Here is a 22,266-nt window from a genome sequence, read left to right on the forward strand (position 1 = left end):
CAGGCGCGCATGTCTTCCCTCCCTTGGAGCACGTGGCTGGCCCTGCGGTTGATGCGCTTTCCGATGCACCGCGCCCGCCAGCGGTTCGAGGCCCAGGTGCGCGATGCCGCCCGGGTGAACGCGGACACGCTGCGCGCCATCCTTCAGCACAACCGCCAGACCGCGTTCGGCCGTGCGCACGGCTTCGCCTCGCTGCGCACGGTGGCGGACTACCAGCGCGCCCTGCCCGTGCGCGAGTACGCGGACTTCCGGCCCGAGGTGGAGCGCATCGCCCGGGGCGAGCGGAATGTGTTGTGCGCGGACGAGGTGGAGTACCTGGGACTCACCTCGGGGACCACGGGACAGGCCAAGCGTCATCCCGTGACTGGGCGTCAACTCCGGCTGATGCAACGGGCCACGATGATTGGCTTCGCCGTGGTGCGGGAGTTCGTGCCCGCGGCGCGCAGCCCCGCCCAGGGCATGCTCTTGATGAACGCCCAGCTGCGCGAGCGCTCCGAGGGAGGCGTGCTGACGGGCAATCTTTCCTCCATCTCCCTGCATGCCTCCGCGCGCCGCGGCATGCCCCGGATCGTCACCTCGCCCCAGGCCGTCTTCCAACTGCGCAAGCACGCCGATGCGCTCTACCTGCACCTGCTCTTCGGTCTGCGGGAGCGCGGGCTGGGCTTCGTCCAGGCGCCGTTCGTCTCGGGACTCCTGGACCTGATGCACCTGTTGGAGCGGCGCGGGCCGGAGCTGGTGGAGGACCTGGGCCGGGGCGTGATTCGCGCGGAGCTCGAGCTGGAGCCGGACCAGCGCCGCGACCTGGAGGCCGTGTGGCGCCCCGCTCCCGCCCGGGCCCGGGAGCTCGCCCAGGCGCTCGAGGGCGGTGCGCGGGGTCTGGCGCGCCGGGTGTGGCCGGAGCTCGCCTTCGCCACCAGCATCATCGGCGCGAGTTTTTCCCTCTATACCCAGCAGCTCGCGCCCTTCCTGGAGGGCGTGCCGCTCTATCCCTCGACCTATATCTCCACCGAGGCGACGCTCGGCGTGGCGCCGGGCCTGGCGCCTCATTACGTCCCGATGCCGGGCGCGGCCTTCCTCGAGTTCATCCCCGAGGCCCACCTGGACGCGAATCCGCCCCCGGTGCTGCTGCCCGAGCAGCTCGTGGAGGGGGAGGCCTATGAGCTGGTGCTGACGACCTGGGCGGGCATGTACCGCTACCGCCTGGGCGATGTGGTGCGCGTGGTGGGACGTCATGGGGGCGCCCCCCTGCTGGAGGTCCTCTACCGGCGTGGCACGTTGTTGAACCTGATGGGGGAGAAGACCTCGGAGCAGGCGACCCACCACGCCCTGCGCGAGGTGATGGACGCGCAAGGCCTGCACCTGTCCGACTACACCGTGGTGGAGGACACCCAGACGCTCCCGGGCCGCTACGCCTTCTTCGTCGAGCTCCAGCCCCGGGACGGCGTCCGCGTGGAGCCTCGGGAGCTGGGTCCGTCGCTCGATGCCTCCCTGCGGCGGGCCAACCCCGTGTACGCGCTGATCCGCGGCTCCGAGCGGCTGGGCTCCGCCGCGCTCCACCCGGTGACGCCGGGCACCTTCCAGGCCCTGCGCGAGGTGCTCGTGCGGCGGGGGGCCTCGCCCACCCAAGTCAAGGTGCCTCGCGCGGTGCGTGACCCGGAGCTCGTGGCGCTGCTGCGCGGTCATCGCTCCTCGCACGAAGGCTGACCAGGCGTGCGCTCGGATGGCGCACCCGCCCCGGCCGGGTGATAGAGAGGAGCCCGTGCCACGCGCCGTCCTTCTCGCCTCTGGTTTGCTCCTCCTGGGCGGAGCCTGTTCGCCGCCTTCCGGGCTCGCGGACGCCTCCGCTCCCCCCGCCGTGGTGATGCGTGGGGTGCGGCTGCGCTCGTTCGACGGGGACACGCCCTCCCTGTCCGGCCACGCGGAACGGGCCACCTACGAGCGCAATGGCGAGCTCACCGCCACCCAGGCCACGCTCCAGGTTCCGGGCAAGACGCCCGCGGACGTGACGGTGGTTCGCGCGGCGCTCATGGAGGGCAACCTGGGCTCGCGGCGGATGGTGGCCTCCGGAGGCGTGGAGGTGCGCACCGGCTCCGGCATGGTGGCGCGCACCCCCCGGGCCACCTACGACGGCGTCCAGCAGGTGGCCGAGGGGAACGAGGGCGTCCAGGTCCAGGCTCCGGACTACCGCCTGCGCGCCGACTCCTTCTCGCTGTCCGCTCCGGATGGGCGCTTCACCTTCGAGGGCTCGGTCCAGACCGTGCTGGAGTCCACGCATGATTGAGTACCTGCTGACGGCCTTCTTCGTCGCTCAACCCGTGGCCGCTCCGGCCCCGGCCGCCGCCTCCGCCTCCCCCCGCGACACGTCCCCACGCCTGCGCGACCCGGTGGAGATCTCCTCCAAGCGCGTGACGGGCTCGCGCTCCCAGGCGGTGTTCTCCGGCGACGTGGTGGTGAAGCAGCGGACCATGGATCTGCGCTGCGACGAGATGACGGCCTCCTACACCGGCCCGCGCGAGGTGACGCGCGTGGAGTGCGCGGGCCACATGCGCGTGGTGGATGGGGCGCGCACGGCCCAGGGTGAACGCGCCGTGTTCGACGTGCCCAGCGGCGTGCTGGTGGCCACGGGCAACCCCGAGGCGAGCGACCCCACCACCCGGCTGCGCGGCTCCGAGATGCGCCTGGTGATGGGCTCGCCCGGCCTCGAATACGAGGTGGACGACGCCACCGTCACCCTCGAGGCGGCTCCGCTCACGCCCCGGCGCAAGCCCGCGGGCAAGGAGGCCCCGGCCGCGCGCGTTCCGGCCGAGGTGACGGCCCGCAAGGTCGTGGGCTCTCGCGCCCAATCCGTCTTCACCGGCGACGTGGTGGTGAAGCACCGCACCATGGAGCTGCGCTGCGACAAGATGATCGCCTACTACACCGCCGCACAGCAGGTGAGCCGCGCGGAGTGCGTGGGGCACGTGCGGGCCACGGACGCGGACCGGTCGGTCCGGGGCGAGCGGGCCGAATTCCGGGTGCCCACCGGGGTGTTGGTGGTCACCGGAAACCCCGAGGCGCGCGACGCCACCACCCACCTGCGGGGCTCGGAAGTGCGCATGACGGTGGGGGACGCGAATTTCGAGGTGAAGGACGCCGTTGTGACGGTCGAGTCGGCGACGCCTCCCCGGGGCAGGGAGGCAGGCAAGGGCAGTCCGGCTCCCACGCCCACCAACCCCCCTTCAGGAGGGACGAGGAATCCATGAGCGGCCGCCTGTTCGCCGAGGGTCTGCGCAAGACGTTCCACAAGCGCCAGGTGGTCCGGGACGTGTCGTTCCACGTCGCCCAGGGCGAGGTGGTGGGGCTGCTCGGTCCCAATGGCGCCGGCAAGACGACGAGCTTCAACATGGTCGTGGGCCTGGTGCGGCCCGACGCCGGCCGGGTGCACATGGACGGCGAGGATCTCACCGCCCTGCCCATGCACCGGCGCACCCTCCACGGCCTGGGCTATCTGCCCCAGGAGTCCTCCATCTTCCGCAAGCTCACGGTGCGGCAGAACTTCCTGTCCGTGCTGGAGCTGCAGAAGGGCCTCACCCGCGCCGAGCGCGAGAAGCGCGCCCAGCAGCTCCTGGAGGAGTTCGCCCTGGGGCACGTGGCCGAATCGCTCGGCGAGCCCCTGTCCGGTGGCGAGCGCCGGCGCACCGAAATCGCCCGCTCCCTCATCCCCAACCCCCGCTTCATCCTCTTCGACGAGCCCTTCGCCGGCGTGGACCCCATCAACGTGGGGGACATCCAGCAGCAGATCTCCCAGCTCAAGTCGCGCGGCCTCGGCGTCCTCATCACGGATCACAACGTCCAGGAAACCCTGCGCATCTGTGATCGGGCCTACATCATCGCACAGGGGCAGATTCTCGAGGAGGGCTCTCCGGAACAGCTCGCCGCCTCCACGCGGGCCCGCGAGGTGTACCTGGGAGACCGATTCCGCTTGCACTCCGTGTGAGGCCCGAGGAACCGGCGCCGCGAGACGGTCGTCCCACGCGGCGGCCGCTTGCAGCCCCGTGCCAACTCGTCGACTCGTGAACGTCTCCGCGCGCCTCACGTCTGTCCAAGTTCCCGGAATAAATAAGGAAATTCACTCTCTGCAAGGAGCAGGCCGAACCCTGGGGCACTGGACGAAGTCAGGGGTCCTTGTTAGGTTGGCACGGTCCTTGATGGCGAGTCGCCATCGAGTCGAGTGTTGAAACGGGCGGGAGACCCCAGAAATGGCGATGGAACTCAAGCAGAGCCTGAAGCTTTCGCAGCAGCTGGTGATGACGCCCCAGCTGCAGCAGGCCATCAAGCTGCTGCAACTCTCGCGGATGGAGCTGTTGGAGCAGGTGCGGGAGGAGATGGATCAGAACCCCCTGCTCGAGCAGCCGGACGAGACCCCCTTCGGCGACCTGTCCGACAAGGAGCCGGGCGAGGCCTCTCACGAGGCGGCGAACACGGAGATTCCGAGGGATCTGGAAGCGCGCACCCCGGACACGGCCACGGAGTTCAAGGCCGACAAGGACGGTCCGCCGGAAATCGACTGGGAGGCGTACCTCAACAGCTACCAGTTCAACGAGCCGACCACGGCGTCCAACAAGGGCAACGTGGCCACGGACGACATGCCGTCCTTCGAAGCCAACATGGTGGAGAAGGAGGACCTGGCGGACCACCTCCAGGAGCAGCTGGGCACGCTGCGGCTCAACGAGGCCGAGCGCCGCATCGGCATGCTCATCCTCGGCAACCTGGACAATGACGGCTACCTCAAGCTGGAGGACGTGGAGGGGGATCCCCTCATCCGTCTGGCCAACGAGGCGGACGTGTCCATGAGCCTGGCCGAGCGCACGCTGCGCCGCATCCAGAACCTGGAGCCCAAGGGCTGCGCCGCGCGGGATCTGCACGAGTGCCTGCTCATCCAGGTGGCCGCGCTCAAGGACAAGCACGCGCCGCTCCTGGGCCTCATCATCAAGCGGCACATGAAGTACCTGGAGAGCAAGAACCTGCCGGCGATCGCCAAGGATTTGAAGGTGACGCTCGAGGAGGTGGTGGAGGCCTCCAAGCTGCTGCCCAAGCTGGATCCCAAGCCGGGCCGCAACTTCAGCGGCGACGACGCTCAGTTCATCACCCCGGACGTCTTCATCTACAAGATGGAGGACGACTACACGGTGGTGCTCAACGACGACGGTCTGTCCAAGCTGCGCATCTCCGGCATGTACCGCAACGCGCTCAAGAATGGCGGCGTGGGCCCCGGGCAGACCAAGGAGTTCATCCAGGAGAAGCTGCGCAGCGCCCAGTGGCTCATCCGCTCCATCCACCAGCGCCAGCGCACCATCTACAAGGTCACCGAGAGCATCGTGAAGTTCCAGCGCGAGTTCCTGGACCTGGGCATCGCCCACCTCAAGCCGCTCATCCTCCGGGACGTGGCCGAGGACATCGGCATGCACGAGTCCACCGTGTCGCGCGTGACGACGAACAAGTACGTGCACACGCCCCAGGGCATCTTCGAGCTCAAGTACTTCTTCAACTCGTCCATCGCCCGCGTGTCCGGAGAGGACACCGCCAGCGAGGCCGTGAAGCACCACATCAAGCAGCTCGTGTCGCAGGAAGACCCGCGCAACCCGTACTCGGATCAGAAGATCGTCGAGCTGCTCAAGGCCCAGGGCACGGAGATCGCCCGGCGCACGGTGGCCAAGTACCGGGAAGTGCTCAACATCCTGCCGAGCAGCAAGCGCAAGAAGTACTTCTAGCCGTCCGGGGGCGCCGGGGGAGGGGGCCCACCGCGAGCCCCCACCCGGTGTCTCAGCGCGAGGCCACGGCGGTGCCCAGGTCCGGCTTGCCGGAGGGCTCCGCGGGCCGCTCCAGGTGCGGATCATTGATGCTGTCCACGATGGCCACCTTGTCCCCCACGCTCAGCGCGTCGTAGAGGGCGATGATGGCGGTGTTGTCGTGGCGGATGCAGCCGTGGGACACGTCCTCGCCGAGCTGGAGCGGGGCGTTGGTGCCGTGCAGCTCCTCGCCGGAGCGGGCGCCATTGGCCCACGACAGGTCCACCAGGCGCGGCCCGAAGACGAATCCTCCCCACAGCTTCTGGCCCAGGGCATGGGCCGCCGCCTCGTCCAGCTTGCCCGTCACCTTCTTGAGGCCCGAGTCCGTCTGCGTGTAGCGCGTACCCACGGCGTTGCCGAAGATGGCCTGGAGCTGGCCCTCGGGGGTGAAGAGGAACGTCCGGTGCTCGTTCTTCACCACCACCACGCGCACGGCGGTGCCCTGGTAGCGCGGGGCGGGCAGGTGCCGCAGCTGGCCCTTCTGGCCGGGCGGGGGCGTGAGCGCGTCCAGTGCGCGCAGGGTGGCGGCGTCCACGGTGGCATGGGCGCGCACCTGGGGAAAGGCCGTGCGGGCATGCACCTGGAAATTGCGCACCGCCTTGGCGGACTGCGGTCCGAAGCCGCCATCCGCCCCGCCGTACAGGCTGAAGCCCAGGTCGATCAGCGCCTGCTGCACCGCGCGCACCGCCGGGCCCTTGGCGCCGCTTCCCAGGGTGGCCTTGCCCGCGAGCACGGGGGCCAGCTCCGGCACGTGGGCGAAGCGCTCGTTGCCCAGGGGTTCCGGCTCCCCCCCGTCCGGGGGCGGCGCGGCGGTGGGTGGAGGCGAGGAACCAGTGGAATCTTGGGTCATGGTGCGTCTCGGGGTGCTGGAACCGGGGGCCGGGGGGGCCACCGGGTTCCGGCGGATGGGCGCGCAGCATATACAGGTCGGCTGACCCGATGAGCCCCGAGCACGCGCCCCTCCGCTGGCGGCCCATTACCGCATTCTCGACACCGAGGGGCCCGAGTAGGGTCGCCCTCCCATGCCTTCCGTCCGCCTTCCCCGTCGTGTCCCGGGACTGCTCGCCGTGCTGGGGTTGCTCTCCGGTTGTGGCTCGTCCGTGGCCCCGTCCGTCACCCTCGCGGACCTGAGGGGCCGCACCCTCCAGTTCGCCCTCACGGACGTGGACTCGCTGGAGCGGCCCTCCACCCCGGGGGCCCACCGGGTGACGGTGCTGTTCTCCCAGGAGGAAGGGTGCGTGCGGCTCACCGACGGCGTCACCGCCACCCTCGAGGGCGAGCCCATGACGCTCGTGCCCGGAGGCTTCTCTGGAAGCGGCGGCCGTCAGACGTGCGAGTCCCCCCGGGCCACCTTCGATTTCGATCCCGCGCGGTGGGGCGGTGGTGCGCCCCAGGACGTGCGCATCACCCTGCGCGATGACACCCACACCGTGGACGTGGTGCTCGCGGGGGCCCAGGCCAAGCGGCGTCTGGTGCGGGGGGGCGGGGCCTCGGGCACCACGCTGCAGCGCGGACAGGTGCAGACGTACGAGTGGCAACCCGCGAGCGATACCGTGGTGGATGCCCTGAAGGTCAGCCTCACGCCCCGGAGTGGCGGTCTCACCACCAGCCTGCCGGTGGAGCAGGAGGGCAACACCGGCCGTTTCCTCGTGCCCGAGGCCAGCACCGAGGGTCTGTACCTCTTGCGTCTGGATGGCACCGCCACGGTGCGGGTCCTCTCCTGCGAGGGCGTGGCGGGATGCGAGGGCGGTGTGGTGCACTCGGAGGAGGTTGAAGTCACCGTCGCGCGCTGAGCCCGCCCGCTGTCCGAGCGGGTCCAACGCCTCCGTTGTTGTCCGGACCCCGGCGTCCCCACCCTGGGCAGGTACTCATCTGCCCACCACGGAGATTCGCCATGGCCCAGAAGGACCCGCGCAACGTCGGACACAAGCCCCCCCGGCCCCCGCAGGAGCAGGAGGCGCCCGGCATCGAGGCGAAGATGACGCCCGCCCCGGATTACGGCCTGACGTCCTACAAGGGACTCGGCCGGTTGAAGGGCAGGGTGGCGCTCGTCACCGGGGGCGACAGTGGCATTGGCCGCGCGGTGTGCCTCGCGTTCGCCCGGGAAGGCGCGGACGTGGCCTTCGGCTACCTCAACGAGGACCAGGACGCGGCCGAGACCCGGCGGGTGGTGGAGGAGTCGGGCCACCAGGTCATCTCCTTCCGGGGAGACCTGACGGACGAGGCGGTGTGCCGCCAACTCATCGAGGACACGGTGAAGCGCTTTGGCCGCATCGACGTGCTCGTCAACAACGCGGCCTACCAGGGCAAGGCGGTGGAGCGCTTCGAGGACCTCACCGCCGAGCGCATCGAGCGCACCTTCCGCACCAACATCCTCGCGATGTTCCACCTGGTGCGCTACGCGCTGCCGCACATGAAGGCGGGGGCCTCCATCATCAACACGGCGTCCGTCCAGGCCTACCAGCCGTCGCCCCCCATCCTCGACTACGCGAGCACCAAGGGCGCCATCGTCACCTTCACCAAGGGGTTGAGCCAGTCGCTCATCGAGCGCGGCATCCGCGTCAACGCCGTGGCCCCGGGGCCGGTGTGGACGCCCATCATCCCGGCCTCCTTCGACGCGGAGAAGGTGGCGACGTTCGGCGAGAGCAACCCCACCGGACGCGCGGGGCAGCCTGCGGAGCTCGCTCCCTCGTTCGTCTTCCTCGCCTCGGATGAGTCCACCTACGTGAATGGTGAAATCCTCGGCGTCACCGGCGGCAAGCTGCTCGCGTAATTCTTACCCGGTTCAGGCCTGGCTGCCTCCTCCTCCCCATGCCGTAAGTCCTTGAATTCAAAGGGCTCGCGGCGTGGGGAATGGCTGGCACGAGGGATGCTCCATGCCTTGTCGTCCGGATGAGGGGATGGGGCGGGTCGGGGCGGGACGGATTGAAGGGTTGTTGGAGGGGAGAGCCCTGTCAGGGGCCGCAGTGAGGGAGTGCCTTGGGGAGGGGCCGCTGGGGGGCGGCCCCTCCCCAATTCTTTTCGTGCGAACGTACGGACGATGTCTCCGCCCATTGAGAGCCATAGCGAGAGCGATAGCGCGCGGTTCAAACGCCAGGCCGCCGAGCATGCCGTGGAGGCCATCCAGCCCGGCATGGTGGTGGGACTGGGCTCGGGGAGCACCGCGGCCTTCGTGGTGAGACGGTTGGCCGAGCTTCGGACGGAAGGGCGGTTGAGGGACGTGGTGGGCGTGCCCACGTCGCGGGCCACGGAAGCGCTGGCGCTGTCGCTCGGGGTGCCGCTCACCACGCTGGAGGAGCGGCCCGTGTTGGATCTCGCCATCGATGGCGCGGACGAGGTGGATCCCCGGCTGGGACTCATCAAGGGGGGGGGAGGCGCGCTCCTGCGCGAGAAGATCGTCGCCCAGGCGAGTCGGCGGCTGCTCATCGTGGTGGACGAGGCCAAGTTGTCGCCCCGGCTGGGAACGCGCTGGCCGGTGCCGGTGGATGTCCTGCCCTTTGGGTGGCGCTCCCAGGTGCTGTTCCTGGAAGGGCTCGGGGCCCGGGTCACCCGGCGCGAGGGTCCCGATGGGTCTCCCTTCCTGACGGACCAGGGCCACTTCGTGCTCGACTGTGCCTGGGGTCCACTGGACGCACCGGAAGCGCTCGCCGAGCGGTTGGCGGCCCGGGCCGGGCTCGTGGAGCACGGTCTGTTCCTGGGTCTGACGTCGGAGCTGGTGGTGGCGGGCACGAGAGGCATCGAGGTTCGCCGGCCCGGTTGAGGGGGGCTCCCCCGCCTGTACGCCCCTCCCCGGGGGGATCCGGATGATTACCTCTTGGGACAGTCAATCTCGAGAGGGGGTTGTGCACATGGGTCTCGAAACATTGGTCCTCTGGCTGTTCATTGGTCTCATCGCGGGCTGGCTCGCGTCGGCGGTGGTGGGCGGCGGCTACGGCATCGTGGGCGACATCGTGGTGGGCATCGTCGGCGCGTTCCTGGGCGGATGGCTCTTCCGGGCCCTGGGGGTGGGTGCTCCGGGTGGCGGCCTCGTGTCCTCGATCATCGTGGCCTTCGTCGGGGCGGTCGTCCTACTGTTGATCCTCAGGGCGATTCATCGAACGACATACCGGGCCACTTGAGGCCCTCCGGGCGGCCGGGTGTGAAGGTCCGCGCGGGACCTTCCACCCTCGCACTGGCGGACTTCCATCATGCGCGTGCTGTTCACGTCGTGCCCCGGATACGGTCATTTCCATCCCCTGGTGCCGCTGGCCCGGGCGCTCCAGGACGCGGGGCATGAGGTGGCCTTCGCCCTGGCGGAGTCCTACCGCCAGGTGGTGGAGCACAGCGGATTCCGTCACTTCACGGCGGGCATCGACCTGTCGACCTCGATGGATTCGCGGGAGGTGATGAAGGGGATGGAGTCCCTGCTCCAGCAGGTGCGTGGCTCCGCCGACGGACACCTCCGGCACGTCACGGACATGTTCGTGGACACGCTGGCGGCACGCATGGTGCCGGACCTGTTGCGCATCGCCGGGCAGTGGCGGCCGGACGTCATCGTGCGCGACCTGATGGAGTTCGGCGCGTGCGTGGCCGCCGAGCATCTGGGGATTGCGTGCGCGGTGATCCAGGTGGGCGCCATGCGTCCCGAGGACTTCCATGGCGAGCGGATGACCGAGCACCTGAATGCCTTGCGTGCCAGCGTGGGGCTCGGGCCGGATCCCCACCAGGAGATGTTCTACCGCTTCCTGCACCTGTGCTTCGCGCCCCCCTCCTATCTGGGCTCCGCGCCCCTGGCGCCCACGACGCACTACCTGCGCACCTCGCTCTTCGATCAATCCGGTGACGAGCGGCTGCCGGAGTGGGCCGAGCGGCTCGGGCAGGGGGGCCGGCCGGTCGTCTACGCCTCGCTGGGCACCGTCTTCAACAAGATGCAGGGCCCGCTGCGCGCCATCCTCGAGGCCCTGCGGGACGAGCCGGTGGAGTTGGTGATGACCGTGGGGAGGGATCAGGACCCCGCTGGATTCGGACCGCAACCCGCCCACATCCACGTGGAGCGCTACATTCCCCAGACGCTCCTCCTGCCGAGGTGCGACCTGGCCCTGCTGCACGCGGGTTACAACAGCACGACGTCGGCGTTGAGCCATGGGCTGCCCCTGGTGCTCCTGCCCATTCTCGCGGATCAACCGCTCAACGCCTCGCGATGCGAGGAATTGGGCGTGGCGCGTGTGTTGGATGTGCTCGCCCTGACGCCTGAAGCCATCCGCGGCGCGGTGCGCGAGGTGCTCTCGGTGCCTTCCTACCGCGAGGCCGCGCGGCGCTTTCAACGCGAGTCCCGTGAATCGCCAGGCATCGAGCGCGCTGTGTGGCTCCTGGAACAACTCGCGGCGGGCAAGACACCCACTCCTGGGATGGCCGCCCGCTGATTCCACCGGTGAGCGGGCCCTTTCCTTACAGGGTCCTTGACGTGGGAGGCCGCGCCAGCGACTTTACGGCGGGTGAGCGCGCCTTTCGTTTCGCGCGCGCCCGGTTCCCACCAGGCGCCTGCTTCTGAGTCCAACGGCTCGCCCTTCACGGCGGACGAACGGCTGACGCTGTTGCTCGAGCACATGGCGGAGGCCTTCCTGTCCCTGGACGAGAAGGGGCGGGTGCTGCGCTGCAACGCGCGCGCGGCGGCGCTGCTTGGCGTGGAGCCCGAGCGCCTGGTGGGCCAGGAGCCCTGGGTGGCGGCGCCCAGCCTGGTGGGCCGCACGTTGCACGAGCGCCTGTCGGCGGCCCTGGAGACGCGCAAGGCGGCCCGCTTCCTCGCGGCCCTGCCTCCGCGCACCTGGCTGGAGGTGACCGTCACCCCGGTGCGCGATGAGTTGTGGCTTCTCGCCTCCGACATCACCCAGCGCGAGGAAGCCCAAGCCCTGGTGGAGCAGACGGAGAAGCGCTTCCGGCTGCTGGGCGAGCGGTTCCAGGTCGCGCTCGACTCCGCGCAGATGGCCGTGTGGGAAACGAACCTCGTCACCGGTCAGGTCTTCCGCTCCGAGGGGCATGATCAGCTCTACGGCTTCGCCGAGCCGCAGCCCACGTGGACGCACGAGATGTTCCTGGCGGCGCTGCACCCCGAGGATCGCCCGGCGGTGAAGGCGCAGGTGGCGGACATCTTCGCGACGGGGGTGAAGGCCTATACCTCCACCTACCGCGTGCGCGGCCTGGGAGGCGGGTGGCGCTGGCTCACCAGCCGGGCGCGCGTGATGCGCGATGGCGACGGCAAGCCCCTGGTGGTGCGTGGCGCCATGCTGGACATCACCCAGCTCAAGGAGACGGAGCTCGCGCTGCAGGACGCGGTGCGCGTGCGCGAGGACTTCCTGTCGCTCGCGGGCCATGAACTCAAGACGCCCCTGACGGGCTTGTCCCTTCAATTGCAGATGCTGCGGCGCCTGGGCGAGGAGGATGCCACCACCCCCCTGCTCGCCCAGCGGGTCCAGGTCCGGCTCAATGCCATCGAGCGAGGGCTGCGGCGGCTCGGCACGCTGGGTGACAACCTGCTGGACGTCAGCCGGATCCGCCAGGGCCAGCTGGATTTCATCTTCTCCTCGGGCGACCTGTCGGCGCTGGTGGCCGAGGTGGTGTCGCGCATCGAGGACGACGCGCGCATGGCGGGCGTGGAGCTGCACTCCTTCCTGGAGCCCCGCCTGGTGGGCCGCTTCGATCGGCTGCGCATCGAGCAGATCCTCGTCAATCTGCTGTTCAATGCCTTGCGCCATGGCGGGGGGCGTCCGGTGGAGGTGCTGCTCGAGCGCATGCCCCGGGGTGCTCGGCTGGTGGTGCGCGACGAGGGACCGGGCGTGCCCGAGGCCGATCGGGAGCGCATCTTCGCGCGCTTCGAGCAGATCCAGGGGACGGCGCGGGCGGGGGGCCTGGGCCTGGGCCTCTTCATCGTCCGCCAGTGCGTCGAGGGACACCGGGGCCGGGTGCACGTGGAGCCAGGGCCCGGGGGCCGCGGCGCGGCGTTCGTCGTCGAACTGCCTCTGTAGCGCCTCCACCTTCGCCAACCCGCACCTTTCGTGTCAGAAGTCCAGCGGGACTGGAAAGTCCAGGTGGCACTGCCTGTCGAGTGGCGTGCGTTCAGCCGTCCTCGCGAGTGGGTGGGTTGCTTTCGTGGCCCGGGCGGGTTTCTGATCCGGGGTGCAGTGCTGGTCGTCTTTCTCCCGCCCCAACAGGAGGCAGCAACGCATGCAGCTCAACATCACCTTTCGCCAGTTCGGTTCCTCCGATGCCCTCAAGGAGTACGCGAAAGAGAAGGTCGAGCGGGTGAACAAGTACCTGGATCGCGCTGGGGATGCGCACGTGGTGTTGTCGCTCGAGCGGCACCTGCACCACGCGGACATCACCATCCACTCGGGCGCGTGGGTGCTACGGGGCCGAGAGAAGAGCGCGGACATGTACGCGTCCATCGACCTCGCCATGGACAAGATCGAGTCCCAGCTGCGCAAGTACAAGGAGAAGATCAAGAACCACCACGGACGCGAGCGGATCCACCACCGCCAGGAGTTGGTGAACAACTTCAAGGTCCGCCACAAGGTCTTCGAGCTGCCCGAGGAGCTGCGTGACGAGGCCGCCGAGGCACCCGCCGAGGCCCCCTCGGCGAGCGCTCCCGCCACGGCCGCCGCGCCCGCGACGCGCATCGTGCGCACCTCGGAAATCACCGTGAAGCCCATGCCGGTGGACGAGGCGGTGATGCAGATGAACCTGATGAACCAGGACTTCTACGTCTTCCAGCACGCCACCACGCACGAGGTCTGCGTGGTGTACCGGCGCAAGGACGACGGGCAGTTCGGCCTCATCGGCGTGCACTCGCCGCCGACGACTCCCAGCCAGGGCTAGGACGGGGCATCAAGGACTGACGCGCGCCTGCTCCCGGCGGGGCGCGTCCAGCCCGTGACCGAAGTGCAGCCGGCTGAGTCCCACGGGCAGCCGGCCCGGAGTCCCAATCTCCCCGAAGAGGGCCGCCGCGGCGGCCTCGGTGGCGGCGGGTTGGTAGGAGTACACGGCGAGCACCGCCCGCGCCTCGTCCGCCTGCTCGGCGAGGTAGGGCAGGCCCATGGACACCACCACCACGGGGCGTCCGGTGGAGGCCGCCAGGGTGACGAGCTCCAGCTGGTACGAGTTGATGAGCCCCACCACCACCACGTCCGAGCCGAGCGCCAGTTGCCGCGCGCGCCGCCGCAGTCCGGCGCGTTGGGAGCGCTCGGGCCAGGCGGGCACGTCGAGCACCCGAGCGCGGGGCGCGCGCGCGGCGATGGCCGCTCCGAGCGAGGCCTCGGCGGTGATGACGCCCACGCGGGACTGGGGCGTCAGGGGAATGTGCTGGCCCTGGGAGCGCAAGAGGGTGACGGCGGCGCGGGCGATGCGGTGGGCCACCTCCTCGTTCTGGACGGAGGGCGGAGTGGCCAGCCGCTCCTCGAGCGCGGGAGGCGGCGAGAAGAGGCCCCGGCGCTCCTTGGTGACGAGGATGTGGCGCACCGCCTCGTCCAGCCGGGCCGCGGGCAGCTCGCCCGAGCGGGCCGCCGCCATGAGCGCCTCGTGGACCTCCGTCTTCTTCTCCGCCCGCCAGGGCACGAGCACCATGTCCGCGCCCGCCCTCACCGCCAGCACCGCCGCCTGCCCCACCCCGTAGCGCCGGGCGATGGCGTCCATCTCCAGCTCGTCGGTGAGCACCAGCCCGTCGAAGCCGAGCCGTTCGCGCAGGAGCCCTCCGAGCAGCTGGGGGTGGAGCGTGGCGGGGACGTCATCGCCGGTGAGGCCGGGCACGGCCACATGCGCCGTCATCAACCCGTCCAACCCCTCGTGGATGACGTCCCGGAAGGGCTCCATCTGGGCGAGCACCTCCTCGCGCGTGGCGCGCATGACGGGCAGCTCCGTGTGGCTGTCGGCGTCCGTGGCGCCATGGCCGGGGAAGTGCTTGGCCACGGTGACGAGCCCCGCGTCCTGCTGGCCGCGCACGAAGGCGCGCCCCAGCTCCGACACCAGCGCCACCGAGTCTCCATAGGAGCGGCTGCCGATGACGGGGTTGCGCGGGTTCAGGTTGACGTCCAGCACGGGCGCCAGGTTCATGTTGAAGCCCAGACGTCTCAGGTCCTGCCCCTGGGCGAGACCCGCCGCGTAGGCGAGCTCCGGCGAGCGCGTGGCCCCGAGCGCCATGTTGCCCGGCAGCACCACCACCCCGTCCTTCACCCGCACCACGTTGCCGCCTTCCTGGTCCAGGGTGAGGAAGGGCGGCACCCCTCCGGCGAACAGCGCGCGCAGGTCCGCGTTGAGCCGCGCCACCTGCTCTCCATCCGAGATGTTGCGCTTGAACAGGCACACGCCGCCCACCCGGCGGCCGCGCACCAGTTGCTCCACGCCCCCATCCACCTCGGTGCCGCCAAAGCCCACCATCATCACCTGGCCCACCTTGTCCTCGAGCGACATGCCGCCGAGCAGCGCCTCGACTCGCGAGGGCGGCGGCGGGGGGCGCTCCGTCACGGGCGGGGTGACGGCGGGCGGGGCGGGGAGTGGGAGGACCCGATCCGGTGCGGTGGCACAGGCTCCGAGACAGAGCAGGAGCGGGAGGGCGAGGGTGCACGGGAGCCGGAGAGACACGTTGCCCGAAGACTAGACGAGCCCCTCCCCCCCCTCCATCTTCTGGCCAGCGGCGAATAAGTCGCCCGAAGGAGGACAAGGGAGGCAGGCGACCCTTGCGCGAATGCAGGGCCAGGAGTAATTGCCCGCGCAGGCAGCGCCACCGCGGGAGCGCCAGCTTTGCGAATCTCCGAGTTCCTCAGCCCAGAAGCCGTCGTCGCGGACCTGCGGGCCCGTGACAAGCAGGAGATCCTGCGCGAATTGAGCGCGGCGTTGGCCCAAGCCCATCCCTCGTTGAAGGGGGAGCGTCTGGTGGAGGTGCTGCGCGAGCGCGAGAAGCTCGGCTCCACCGGCATTGGCGAGGGCGTGGCCATTCCCCATGGCAAGCTGTCCGGGCTCACGCAACTGGTGGCCGCCTTCGGGGTGTCGCGTCAGGGCGTGGACTTCGAGGCCATCGACGGCAAGTCCACCCACCTGTTCTTCGCCCTCGTGGCTCCGGAGAACAGCGCGGGCGTGCACCTCAAGGCCCTGGCTCGCATCTCGCGCCTCTTCAAGAATCCGCGCTTCCGCGCCTCCATCCTCGAGGCGCCCACGGCCGAGGCCATCCACGCCCTGATCGTGCAGGAAGATGCCCGGCCTTGAGGCCATGATAAGCTGACCTGAATGCAACTGGTCCTTCGTCCGGTCAACGACCGCTTCTTTCATGAGCAGGTGTTGCCCTTCCTGTCGCTCTCCATGAGCGATTCGGCCAAGGCGCTGCAATCCCTGCTGGGGCAACTCGCGGACGAGGAGTCACGCCTGCTGGGCACGCGGTTGCTCGCTTCCCACATCGGAGGCGGGCTGGGGGGCGTGGAGCAGACGCCGTGGACCCTGCTGATGGAGCGCCTCACGGGACTGCACTGGGGCCTGGGCCCCTCGGGCTGGAGCGTGGTGGGCGAGCGCGCGGGCTACGTGGGCGACTGGGACGAGGCCCTGCACCTGGCGCTCATGCTGGAGGACCCGACCTACCCCTATGCCCAGGCGCGTGCCGCGCACGGCCGGCGCGAGGGCTTCCGGCAGCACCCCGTGGCGGACCTGGGGCTCGCGTCGCTGATCGGCGGCCAGTGGGAGCCCTTCCCCTCCTTCCCGCCGGATCGGGTCTTCTCGCCCATGGGGCGAGGGGGCTACGTGTCGCGCCAGCAATATGCCTTCGCGGACTGGGCCTGGCGGCCCGCGAGCACCGTGGCGCGCTGGCACGCGCAGCTGGAGTCCAAGCTCTTGCGGCTCCTGGAGCGTGAGCGCGAGCGGCTGCTTCCGGCCCAGCCCCCCGAACTGGACGCGGTGCGCGCCTACTTCCTGGGCAAGACGGCCGAATGTCCCCCCCTTCCCGAGGCCCTGGTGGGCCCCCGGGGCTTCTCGTGGGTGCACCGCATTGGTTGGCTGGCGGCGCTCCTGCGCGACGCGGTGCGGGAGGAGGCGGGCCTGATGGCGCGCATGACGCCCCCGCTCAACGGGGTGCCGGAGGCGTCGCCTTCGGAGGGCTCTCCACCAGCAGGGTGACGGGCCCGTCGTTGACGAGCGCCACCTTCATGTCGGCGGCGAAGACGCCCGTGCCCACCGTCAGGCCCCGCGCCCGCAGGGCCTCGCACACGCGCTCGTAGAGCGCCTTGGCGGCCACGGGCTCCATCGCCTCGATGAAGCTGGGCCGCCGGCCCTTGCGCGTGTCCCCGTAGAGCGTGAACTGACTCACCACGATGAGCTGGCGCGAGGTGTCCTCCAGGGACAGGTTCATCTTGCCCGCCGCGTCCTCGAAGATGCGCAGCGTGGCGAGCTTCTCCGCCATCCACGCCACGTCCGCCTCGCCATCGCCCTGGCCCACCCCCAGCAGCACCAGCAGCCCCGGCCCCATCTGGCTCACCCGCTCGCCCTCCACCGTGACGGAGGCCTCGAGCACCCGCTGCACCACTGCCTTCATCGTGCGTCCCTCCCCGTGGGCCCGGCAGCCTACTCCGGCCCGGGGTTGGGCCCCGTCCATTCGCCATGGCCGGGGAGTGTGGCTTCTCCTCACTCCCAGCCTACCCTGGGCGTATCAATCCAGCGGGGGCGGATGACTCGCCCCGGGGACTGCCGTAAAGTGAACGGACGAGATGACTGCTCCGGCGCCCGAGTCCCCATGGGGGGGAGTTCCCTGGTCGCGAGGGAAGTGGGCCCGTGCCCGAGCAGTCCGTGCCCATCTACATGGACTCTGATTTCGACGACAAGACGAGGGTGCGTTCCGGGCCCTGGGAGGTTCCCTCGGAGACGGACGACGTGGCGTCCGAGTGGGATGCCCGCACCGTCCAGCGCGATCCGCTGGTGGGCCAGCGCATCGGTGAGTATCTGGTGCGCCGGCGCATCGGCGCCGGAGGCATGGGGGTCGTCTACGAGGGCGAGCACCCGGTCATCGGCCGCAAGGTCGCCATCAAGATCATCCGCCAGGACACCTCGGAGGAGGTGCGCGCGCGCGACCTCGCGTCCGAGGCGCGCGCGGTGAGCACCATCCGTCACCGCGGCATCATCGACATCTTCGGCTTCGGCACCCTCCCGGGCGTGGGCCAGTACCTCATCATGGAACTCCTCGACGGACGTCCGCTCGATGAGGTCCTCCATGGCCGCGGGCCCCTGCCCATCGCCCAGGCCCTGTGGCTCATCTCCGAGGTGCTCGCCGCGCTCTCGGCCGCGCACGCCAAGGGCGTCATCCATCGCGACCTCAAGCCCGGCAACATCTTCATCGTCCGGGAGTCCAACGGCTCGGAGTACGTGAAGGTGCTGGACTTCGGGCTCGCCAAGCAGGCCGCGACGCCCCACGGCGTCACGCCGCAGACGCGCGCGAGCATCATCCTCGGCACGCCCGAGTACATGGCGCCGGAGCAGGCCTGTGGCCAGCCGGTGAGCCCCCGCACGGACTTGTACGCCGCGGGCATCATCCTGTTCGAGATGCTCACCGGACGGCTGCCCTTCCAGGGCGAGTCGCCCATGCACGTGGCCATCCAGCAGGTGCATTCGAAGCCGCCCGCGCCCTCGTCGCTCGTCGACGGGCTGCCCGCGGAACTCGATGAGCTCGTGCTGCGGTTGTTGGCCAAGGAGCCCGAGAACCGGCCGGCCTCGGGCGAGGACGTCGTGGAGCAACTGGTGGTGCTGTCCGAGACACTGGCGCCCGAGGGGATGTCCTCGCCCGGCATCTCGCGCGCCTCTTCTGGCGGCGCTTCGCCTTCTTCGGGGGGGCGGCGCTCCAGGCCGGTGTCTCTCGCGGGGGGGACGAGCCGGGTGATGGGGTCCAGCCCGACGCTCATCTCGCCCTCCCAGGCGGGGCTATCTCCAGGGCACTCGCCAGGCGCCGATGCACGCACCGATGTCATGGCGCCCGTCGCGCGCCGGAGCCGTCCAGTGCTCATGGGCGCGGGCGTGGGGCTGGTCTCCGTGGCGCTCGGGGTGGGCGTGGTGCTGTTCAAGTCCGCGGAGCCACCCATTCCGGTGGTCGTGGCTCCGAAGGTGGAGGCGGTGACCCCGGTGGCCCTTCCCAAGCCGGAGCCCGAACCCGTCCGCCAGGTCGAGGCGCCGCAAGAGACGCCGCGGCCACCCGAGCCGGTGCCTGAACTCAAGTCCCTGCCCGAAGCCGACCCGGTCCTGGTGAACAAGCCCCGGATCGCCGCGAATGGCACCCTCCAGTTCGTCTCGCTGTGCTGGGCCAACCTCTACGTGGACGGCAAACCGCGCGGGCGCATGCCCGAGACGAAGGTCCTGTCCCTGAGCCCCGGCAAGCACCGCGTCGAGTTGCGCGGCAACAAGGCGATCACGAACCGCAGCGGGACCATCACCATCCGCTCGGGGGCCACGAGCACCTACGAAGTCGTCTGCCCGGACGAAGGCTAGTCGTCATTTCCCGTTCGAAGTGTCTCTCTCCATGACCTTGCGTTTCCTCTGCTGCTTCCTCCTGTTCGCGCCACTCGCCACCTGGGCGGCGCCCGTGCGGGGGATCGACTCCTACGCGCGCGGTGACTACGAGAAGGCGATCTCCTCCTTGCGCCAGGAGGTGGAGAACGCCGCGCTCTCCGACAAGGATCGCGCCCGTGCTCGCACCTACCTGGCCGCCTCGCTGTACGCGCGCGGTTTGATGGACGAGGCGCGCGAGCAGCTCGAGGAGCTCGCGCGCCGCCATCCCGAGCAGCGGGTGGACTCCGCGCGCTTTCCACCGGACTTCGTGGCGCTGGCGGACCTGGCGCAGAAGACGGTGGAGACCGAGCGGCTGCGGGAACAAGCCCGCGCGGAGGAGGCCGAACAGCGACGGCTGCTCGCGGAGCAGGCCCAGGCGCGGGACGCCGAGCGGCAGCGGTTGCTCGCGGAGGAGCGGGCGCGGCCGGCCCAGGCGTCTCCTTCGTCCTCGTCCGCCAAGGCCCCTTCATCCTTCCGGTTTCGCCCGGAACTGGTGGGCTTCAGCGACATCGGCGGGGTGTTGGTGTCTGGCGCCGAGGCGGGAAGGCCTTCCCTGGGATTGGGCGCGGGCGTCACCCTGGGCGTGGGGGGATGGGAAGTGGGCGCGCGGTTCCTGCCCGCTCCCGAGTCCCGCTGGGGGTTGAGCGTGGAGGCGGGGTACGCCTTCGGCCGCGGGAGCCTCCAGCCGCGCGTGGCCCTGCGGGGCACGGGCGTGCGGGGCGTGGGCGTGGGGGGCGGCGCTGTGGTGGGTTTGCGGCTCACGCCCGTGAGTCGCTTCACCCTGTTGGCGGATGTCGGGGCCGAGCGCTTCCGGATTCCCGAGGGGGCCCCCTACCGGGCGCTCGTGGTGACGGCTTCGGTGGGCGTGGGCTTCAACCTGTTCTAGGAGGAGAACCTTCTTGTTCGCTCGCATTCGTCGTGGGGGCGCCCTGGCCGCCCTCCTGGTTTCACCTCTGCTCGCCGCGCTGCCCGCTCCCGCTCATGCGCAGGAGTGCTCCGCGCGGACCCACGTCTCCTGGAACACCTACCTGGGTGGCAGCGGGACGGACGTGGTGGAAGACGTCCTGGTCAACTCGCGGGGCGAGATCTTCGTCACGGGACGGACGGACTCGAGCCCCTTCCTCAACAGTGAAAGCGGACTGACACCCGACTGGGGGGCGAGCACCTTCGTCGCCAAGCTGAGCGCCGATGGCAAGGAGGTCCTGTGGTCGCGGATCTTCGGCACCGCGGGCGCGGACTCCGGTGTCCGCATGGCGCTCGGTGCCTTCGGCGAGGTGTATGTGGTGGGCCAGGCCGAGGGTCCGACTGTCAGTACCGACATCGGCGGAATCGTCTTGCCCGTGCTGAGCTACCAGGGCGGGGTGGACGCCTTCCTCGCCAAGGTGGACTCCGAGGGCAATCTGAGCTGGTTCATGTACCTGGGGGGGGAGCAGTCCGACGAGGCCTTGGGCGTCGCCGTGGACGGGGACAAGGTGTACGTCGTCGGAAGAACCAACTCGGAGAAGTTCGTCCCCTCGGCGAAGGGTCTCGGGGCGCGAGGGGAGGAGCACGATGCCTTCATCGCCCAGGTGCAGGTGTCTCCGAAGTCCGGTCCGGAGGTCGTGTGGACCCGCATCGTGGGGACCGCGAGGCCCTTGGGAAAGCCCCTGTGGGTCGCGAATGATGCGGCCCACTCCGTCATCGCCCGAGAAGGCATGGTCTACGTGGGAGGGGTGGTGCGGGGCAACATCCTGGACACCGATACCTCGCTCAAGCCGGGCACCGTCAATCCTGGCTTCCACACGGGAGCAGCGGACGGTTTCCTCGTGGCGTTGGACCCCGCGGGTGACGTGAAGTGGTTCGTCCACCTGGGGGGAAATGGCGTGACCGAGGTGACGGATCTCCTGCCGCAGTCCAATGGGGATCTCGTCGCGGTGGGCCATACGGAAGCCATGGGCTTTCCCAAATACTGGTCTGGTCTCAATACGAGCGATGTCTTCGCGCAGGTGGTGACCCAGGATGCGAGTCTGTCCCCCCTGGCGATACGCCTGGATGTGCCGGGCGCGCAGTCCACGGTGGGCCGTGCCGCGATCGATTCGTCGGGCCAGGTGTTCATCGGAGGCATAACGGAGGCGGGCTCGTTCAATCCGGCGCTCATGGGCCGGGGCTTCGACGACTCCTTCTCCCCGGCGGGATGGGATGGCTTCGTCCTGGCGCTGGACCCGCTGCTGGAGCAGATGTCGTGGGGCTCGTACGTGGGAGGAACCTCCTCTTCCGTGGAGAGCGTGCGGGCACTTGCCTTGGATGGAACGGGCACGCGGCTCTTCATCGGAGGCACTTCCGCCGCGAAAGATCTCCTTCTCCGGGACGTGGGCTACGAGCGCAACGCTCCAGGGGGGCTGAATGGCTTCCTGTTCGGGGTGCGGCAGGACTCCACGCCGCCGACGGGGGGCAGCGTGCAGGCCTCCATCGACGCACGGGGCCGCATCACCGCCACCTGGAACCGCTTTGCGGACGATGAGTCGGACATCGTGGGCTACGAATGGTCCATCACCGACTCGAAGCAGTACACGGTGCATGACTTCTCGCCCGTGAAGGACGGGAGCGCGACCGCCGATGACCTGGTGCCCGTGCCGGGCGAGCGCTATGTCGTCCGGGTACGAGCCACCAACGGCGTGGGTTGTAGCGTCACGGTCGCGGCCTCGGAGCCGGTCGGCGTGGGGGTTCAGCCCGAGCCTCCCGGTGAAGAGCCCCCGGGTCCCGAGGTCCCCGCTCCGGGAGGGCCGCTGTCTCCACTCGGTTGGGGTTGTGGCGTCACGCACCCCGGCGCTCCGCCAGGGGCGTTGGGCCTGCTGCTCCTGGCCCTGTTCGGCTTCCGGCGTGCTCGCGGAGGCGTGGCTCCTCGCGCGTGAGGAAGTCC

20 protein-coding genes are annotated in these 22,266 nt (G+C 69.9%); 17 read left to right on the forward strand and 3 right to left on the reverse strand.

Annotated features, from left to right (window positions below; translation table 11 throughout):
* Positions 1-9 precede the first annotated feature (9 nt).
* From MEBOL_RS22660 to rpoN, 5 genes are all read left to right on the forward strand, one after another.
* On the forward strand, positions 10-1,704 hold the full coding sequence (locus MEBOL_RS22660) for a GH3 auxin-responsive promoter family protein (RefSeq protein WP_245918749.1): 1,695 nt from the start codon (positions 10-12) through the stop codon (positions 1,702-1,704).
* 55 nt (positions 1,705-1,759) lie between these two features.
* Positions 1,760-2,281 carry a hypothetical protein gene (locus MEBOL_RS22665; protein ID WP_245918751.1) on the forward strand — a complete coding sequence of 174 codons (522 nt, stop codon included), beginning with the start codon at positions 1,760-1,762 and terminating at the stop codon, positions 2,279-2,281.
* Positions 2,274-3,242: an LptA/OstA family protein gene (locus tag MEBOL_RS22670; RefSeq protein WP_095979406.1), complete on the forward strand. Its 969-nt coding sequence runs from the start codon at positions 2,274-2,276 to the stop codon at positions 3,240-3,242. Before MEBOL_RS22665 ends, MEBOL_RS22670 begins: the two co-directional genes overlap by 8 nt.
* Positions 3,239-3,976 (forward strand): LPS export ABC transporter ATP-binding protein, encoded by a 738-nt coding sequence (gene lptB / locus MEBOL_RS22675; protein WP_095979407.1) that lies wholly within the window; start codon positions 3,239-3,241, stop codon positions 3,974-3,976. Before MEBOL_RS22670 ends, lptB begins: the two co-directional genes overlap by 4 nt.
* A gap of 262 nt (positions 3,977-4,238) precedes the next feature.
* Positions 4,239-5,750, forward strand: a complete 1,512-nt coding sequence (rpoN, locus tag MEBOL_RS22680) for an RNA polymerase factor sigma-54 (RefSeq protein WP_095979408.1) — start codon at positions 4,239-4,241, stop codon at positions 5,748-5,750.
* 52 nt (positions 5,751-5,802) lie between these two features.
* Here rpoN and MEBOL_RS22685 read toward each other — a convergent pair whose 3' ends face one another.
* A complete protein-coding gene (locus MEBOL_RS22685) occupies positions 5,803-6,678 on the reverse strand; it encodes a L,D-transpeptidase family protein (RefSeq protein ID WP_095979409.1) in 876 nt (291 codons plus the stop codon).
* Positions 6,679-6,850: 172 nt separating this feature from the next.
* Between MEBOL_RS22685 and MEBOL_RS22690 the strand changes: the two genes are divergently transcribed.
* From MEBOL_RS22690 to hpf, 7 genes are all read left to right on the forward strand, one after another.
* Positions 6,851-7,621: a hypothetical protein gene (locus MEBOL_RS22690; RefSeq protein WP_095979410.1), complete on the forward strand. Its 771-nt coding sequence runs from the start codon at positions 6,851-6,853 to the stop codon at positions 7,619-7,621.
* A 101-nt stretch (positions 7,622-7,722) separates the two neighbouring features.
* Positions 7,723-8,601 carry an SDR family oxidoreductase gene (locus tag MEBOL_RS22695; RefSeq protein WP_095979411.1) on the forward strand — a complete coding sequence of 293 codons (879 nt, stop codon included), beginning with the start codon at positions 7,723-7,725 and terminating at the stop codon, positions 8,599-8,601.
* A gap of 267 nt (positions 8,602-8,868) precedes the next feature.
* Positions 8,869-9,588 carry a ribose-5-phosphate isomerase RpiA gene (gene rpiA, locus MEBOL_RS22700; RefSeq protein ID WP_095979412.1) on the forward strand — a complete coding sequence of 240 codons (720 nt, stop codon included), beginning with the start codon at positions 8,869-8,871 and terminating at the stop codon, positions 9,586-9,588.
* An 88-nt stretch (positions 9,589-9,676) separates the two neighbouring features.
* Positions 9,677-9,946 carry a GlsB/YeaQ/YmgE family stress response membrane protein gene (locus MEBOL_RS22705; protein WP_095982937.1) on the forward strand — a complete coding sequence of 90 codons (270 nt, stop codon included), beginning with the start codon at positions 9,677-9,679 and terminating at the stop codon, positions 9,944-9,946.
* Positions 9,947-10,015: 69 nt separating this feature from the next.
* On the forward strand, positions 10,016-11,230 hold the full coding sequence (locus MEBOL_RS22710) for a glycosyltransferase (protein WP_095979413.1): 1,215 nt from the start codon (positions 10,016-10,018) through the stop codon (positions 11,228-11,230).
* A gap of 72 nt (positions 11,231-11,302) precedes the next feature.
* On the forward strand, positions 11,303-12,829 hold the full coding sequence (locus tag MEBOL_RS22715; RefSeq protein ID WP_095979414.1) for a sensor histidine kinase: 1,527 nt from the start codon (positions 11,303-11,305) through the stop codon (positions 12,827-12,829).
* A gap of 199 nt (positions 12,830-13,028) precedes the next feature.
* Positions 13,029-13,679, forward strand: coding sequence for a ribosome hibernation-promoting factor, HPF/YfiA family (gene hpf, locus MEBOL_RS22720; protein ID WP_095979415.1), 651 nt, complete (start codon positions 13,029-13,031; stop codon positions 13,677-13,679).
* 9 nt (positions 13,680-13,688) lie between these two features.
* On the opposite strand, the gene nagZ is transcribed toward hpf, so the two are convergent.
* Positions 13,689-15,320: a beta-N-acetylhexosaminidase gene (gene nagZ / locus MEBOL_RS22725; protein WP_245918753.1), complete on the reverse strand. Its 1,632-nt coding sequence runs from the start codon at positions 15,318-15,320 to the stop codon at positions 13,689-13,691.
* Between the two features lie 276 nt (positions 15,321-15,596).
* On the opposite strand from nagZ, the gene MEBOL_RS22730 reads away from it, so the two are divergent.
* Both MEBOL_RS22730 and MEBOL_RS22735 read left to right on the forward strand, forming a co-directional pair.
* The gene (locus MEBOL_RS22730; protein WP_095979417.1) at positions 15,597-16,058 is read left to right on the forward strand and encodes a PTS sugar transporter subunit IIA; all 462 of its coding nucleotides are present in this window, start codon (positions 15,597-15,599) and stop codon (positions 16,056-16,058) included.
* 21 nt (positions 16,059-16,079) lie between these two features.
* A complete protein-coding gene (locus MEBOL_RS22735; RefSeq protein WP_095979418.1) occupies positions 16,080-16,955 on the forward strand; it encodes a hypothetical protein in 876 nt (291 codons plus the stop codon).
* Here MEBOL_RS22735 and dtd read toward each other — a convergent pair.
* Positions 16,903-17,370, reverse strand: a complete 468-nt coding sequence (gene dtd / locus MEBOL_RS22740; protein ID WP_095979419.1) for a D-aminoacyl-tRNA deacylase — start codon at positions 17,368-17,370, stop codon at positions 16,903-16,905. The genes MEBOL_RS22735 and dtd overlap by 53 nt on opposite strands.
* 236 nt (positions 17,371-17,606) lie before the next feature.
* Here dtd and MEBOL_RS22745 point away from each other — a divergent pair, with 236 nt between their 5' ends.
* Genes MEBOL_RS22745 through MEBOL_RS22755 form a run of 3 tightly spaced genes read left to right on the forward strand, consistent with a single transcriptional unit; the run spans position 17,607 to position 22,258 of the window.
* On the forward strand, positions 17,607-19,307 hold the full coding sequence (locus MEBOL_RS22745) for a serine/threonine-protein kinase (RefSeq protein ID WP_095979420.1): 1,701 nt from the start codon (positions 17,607-17,609) through the stop codon (positions 19,305-19,307).
* Positions 19,308-19,338: 31 nt separating this feature from the next.
* The gene (locus tag MEBOL_RS22750; protein WP_095979421.1) at positions 19,339-20,253 is read left to right on the forward strand and encodes a tetratricopeptide repeat protein; all 915 of its coding nucleotides are present in this window, start codon (positions 19,339-19,341) and stop codon (positions 20,251-20,253) included.
* 13 nt (positions 20,254-20,266) lie between these two features.
* On the forward strand, positions 20,267-22,258 hold the full coding sequence (locus MEBOL_RS22755) for a hypothetical protein (protein ID WP_095979422.1): 1,992 nt from the start codon (positions 20,267-20,269) through the stop codon (positions 22,256-22,258).
* Positions 22,259-22,266: the final 8 nt, after the last annotated feature.

Origin of the sequence: Melittangium boletus DSM 14713 (assembly GCF_002305855.1) — a bacterium.
GTDB classification, from domain to species: domain Bacteria; phylum Myxococcota; class Myxococcia; order Myxococcales; family Myxococcaceae; genus Cystobacter; species Cystobacter boletus.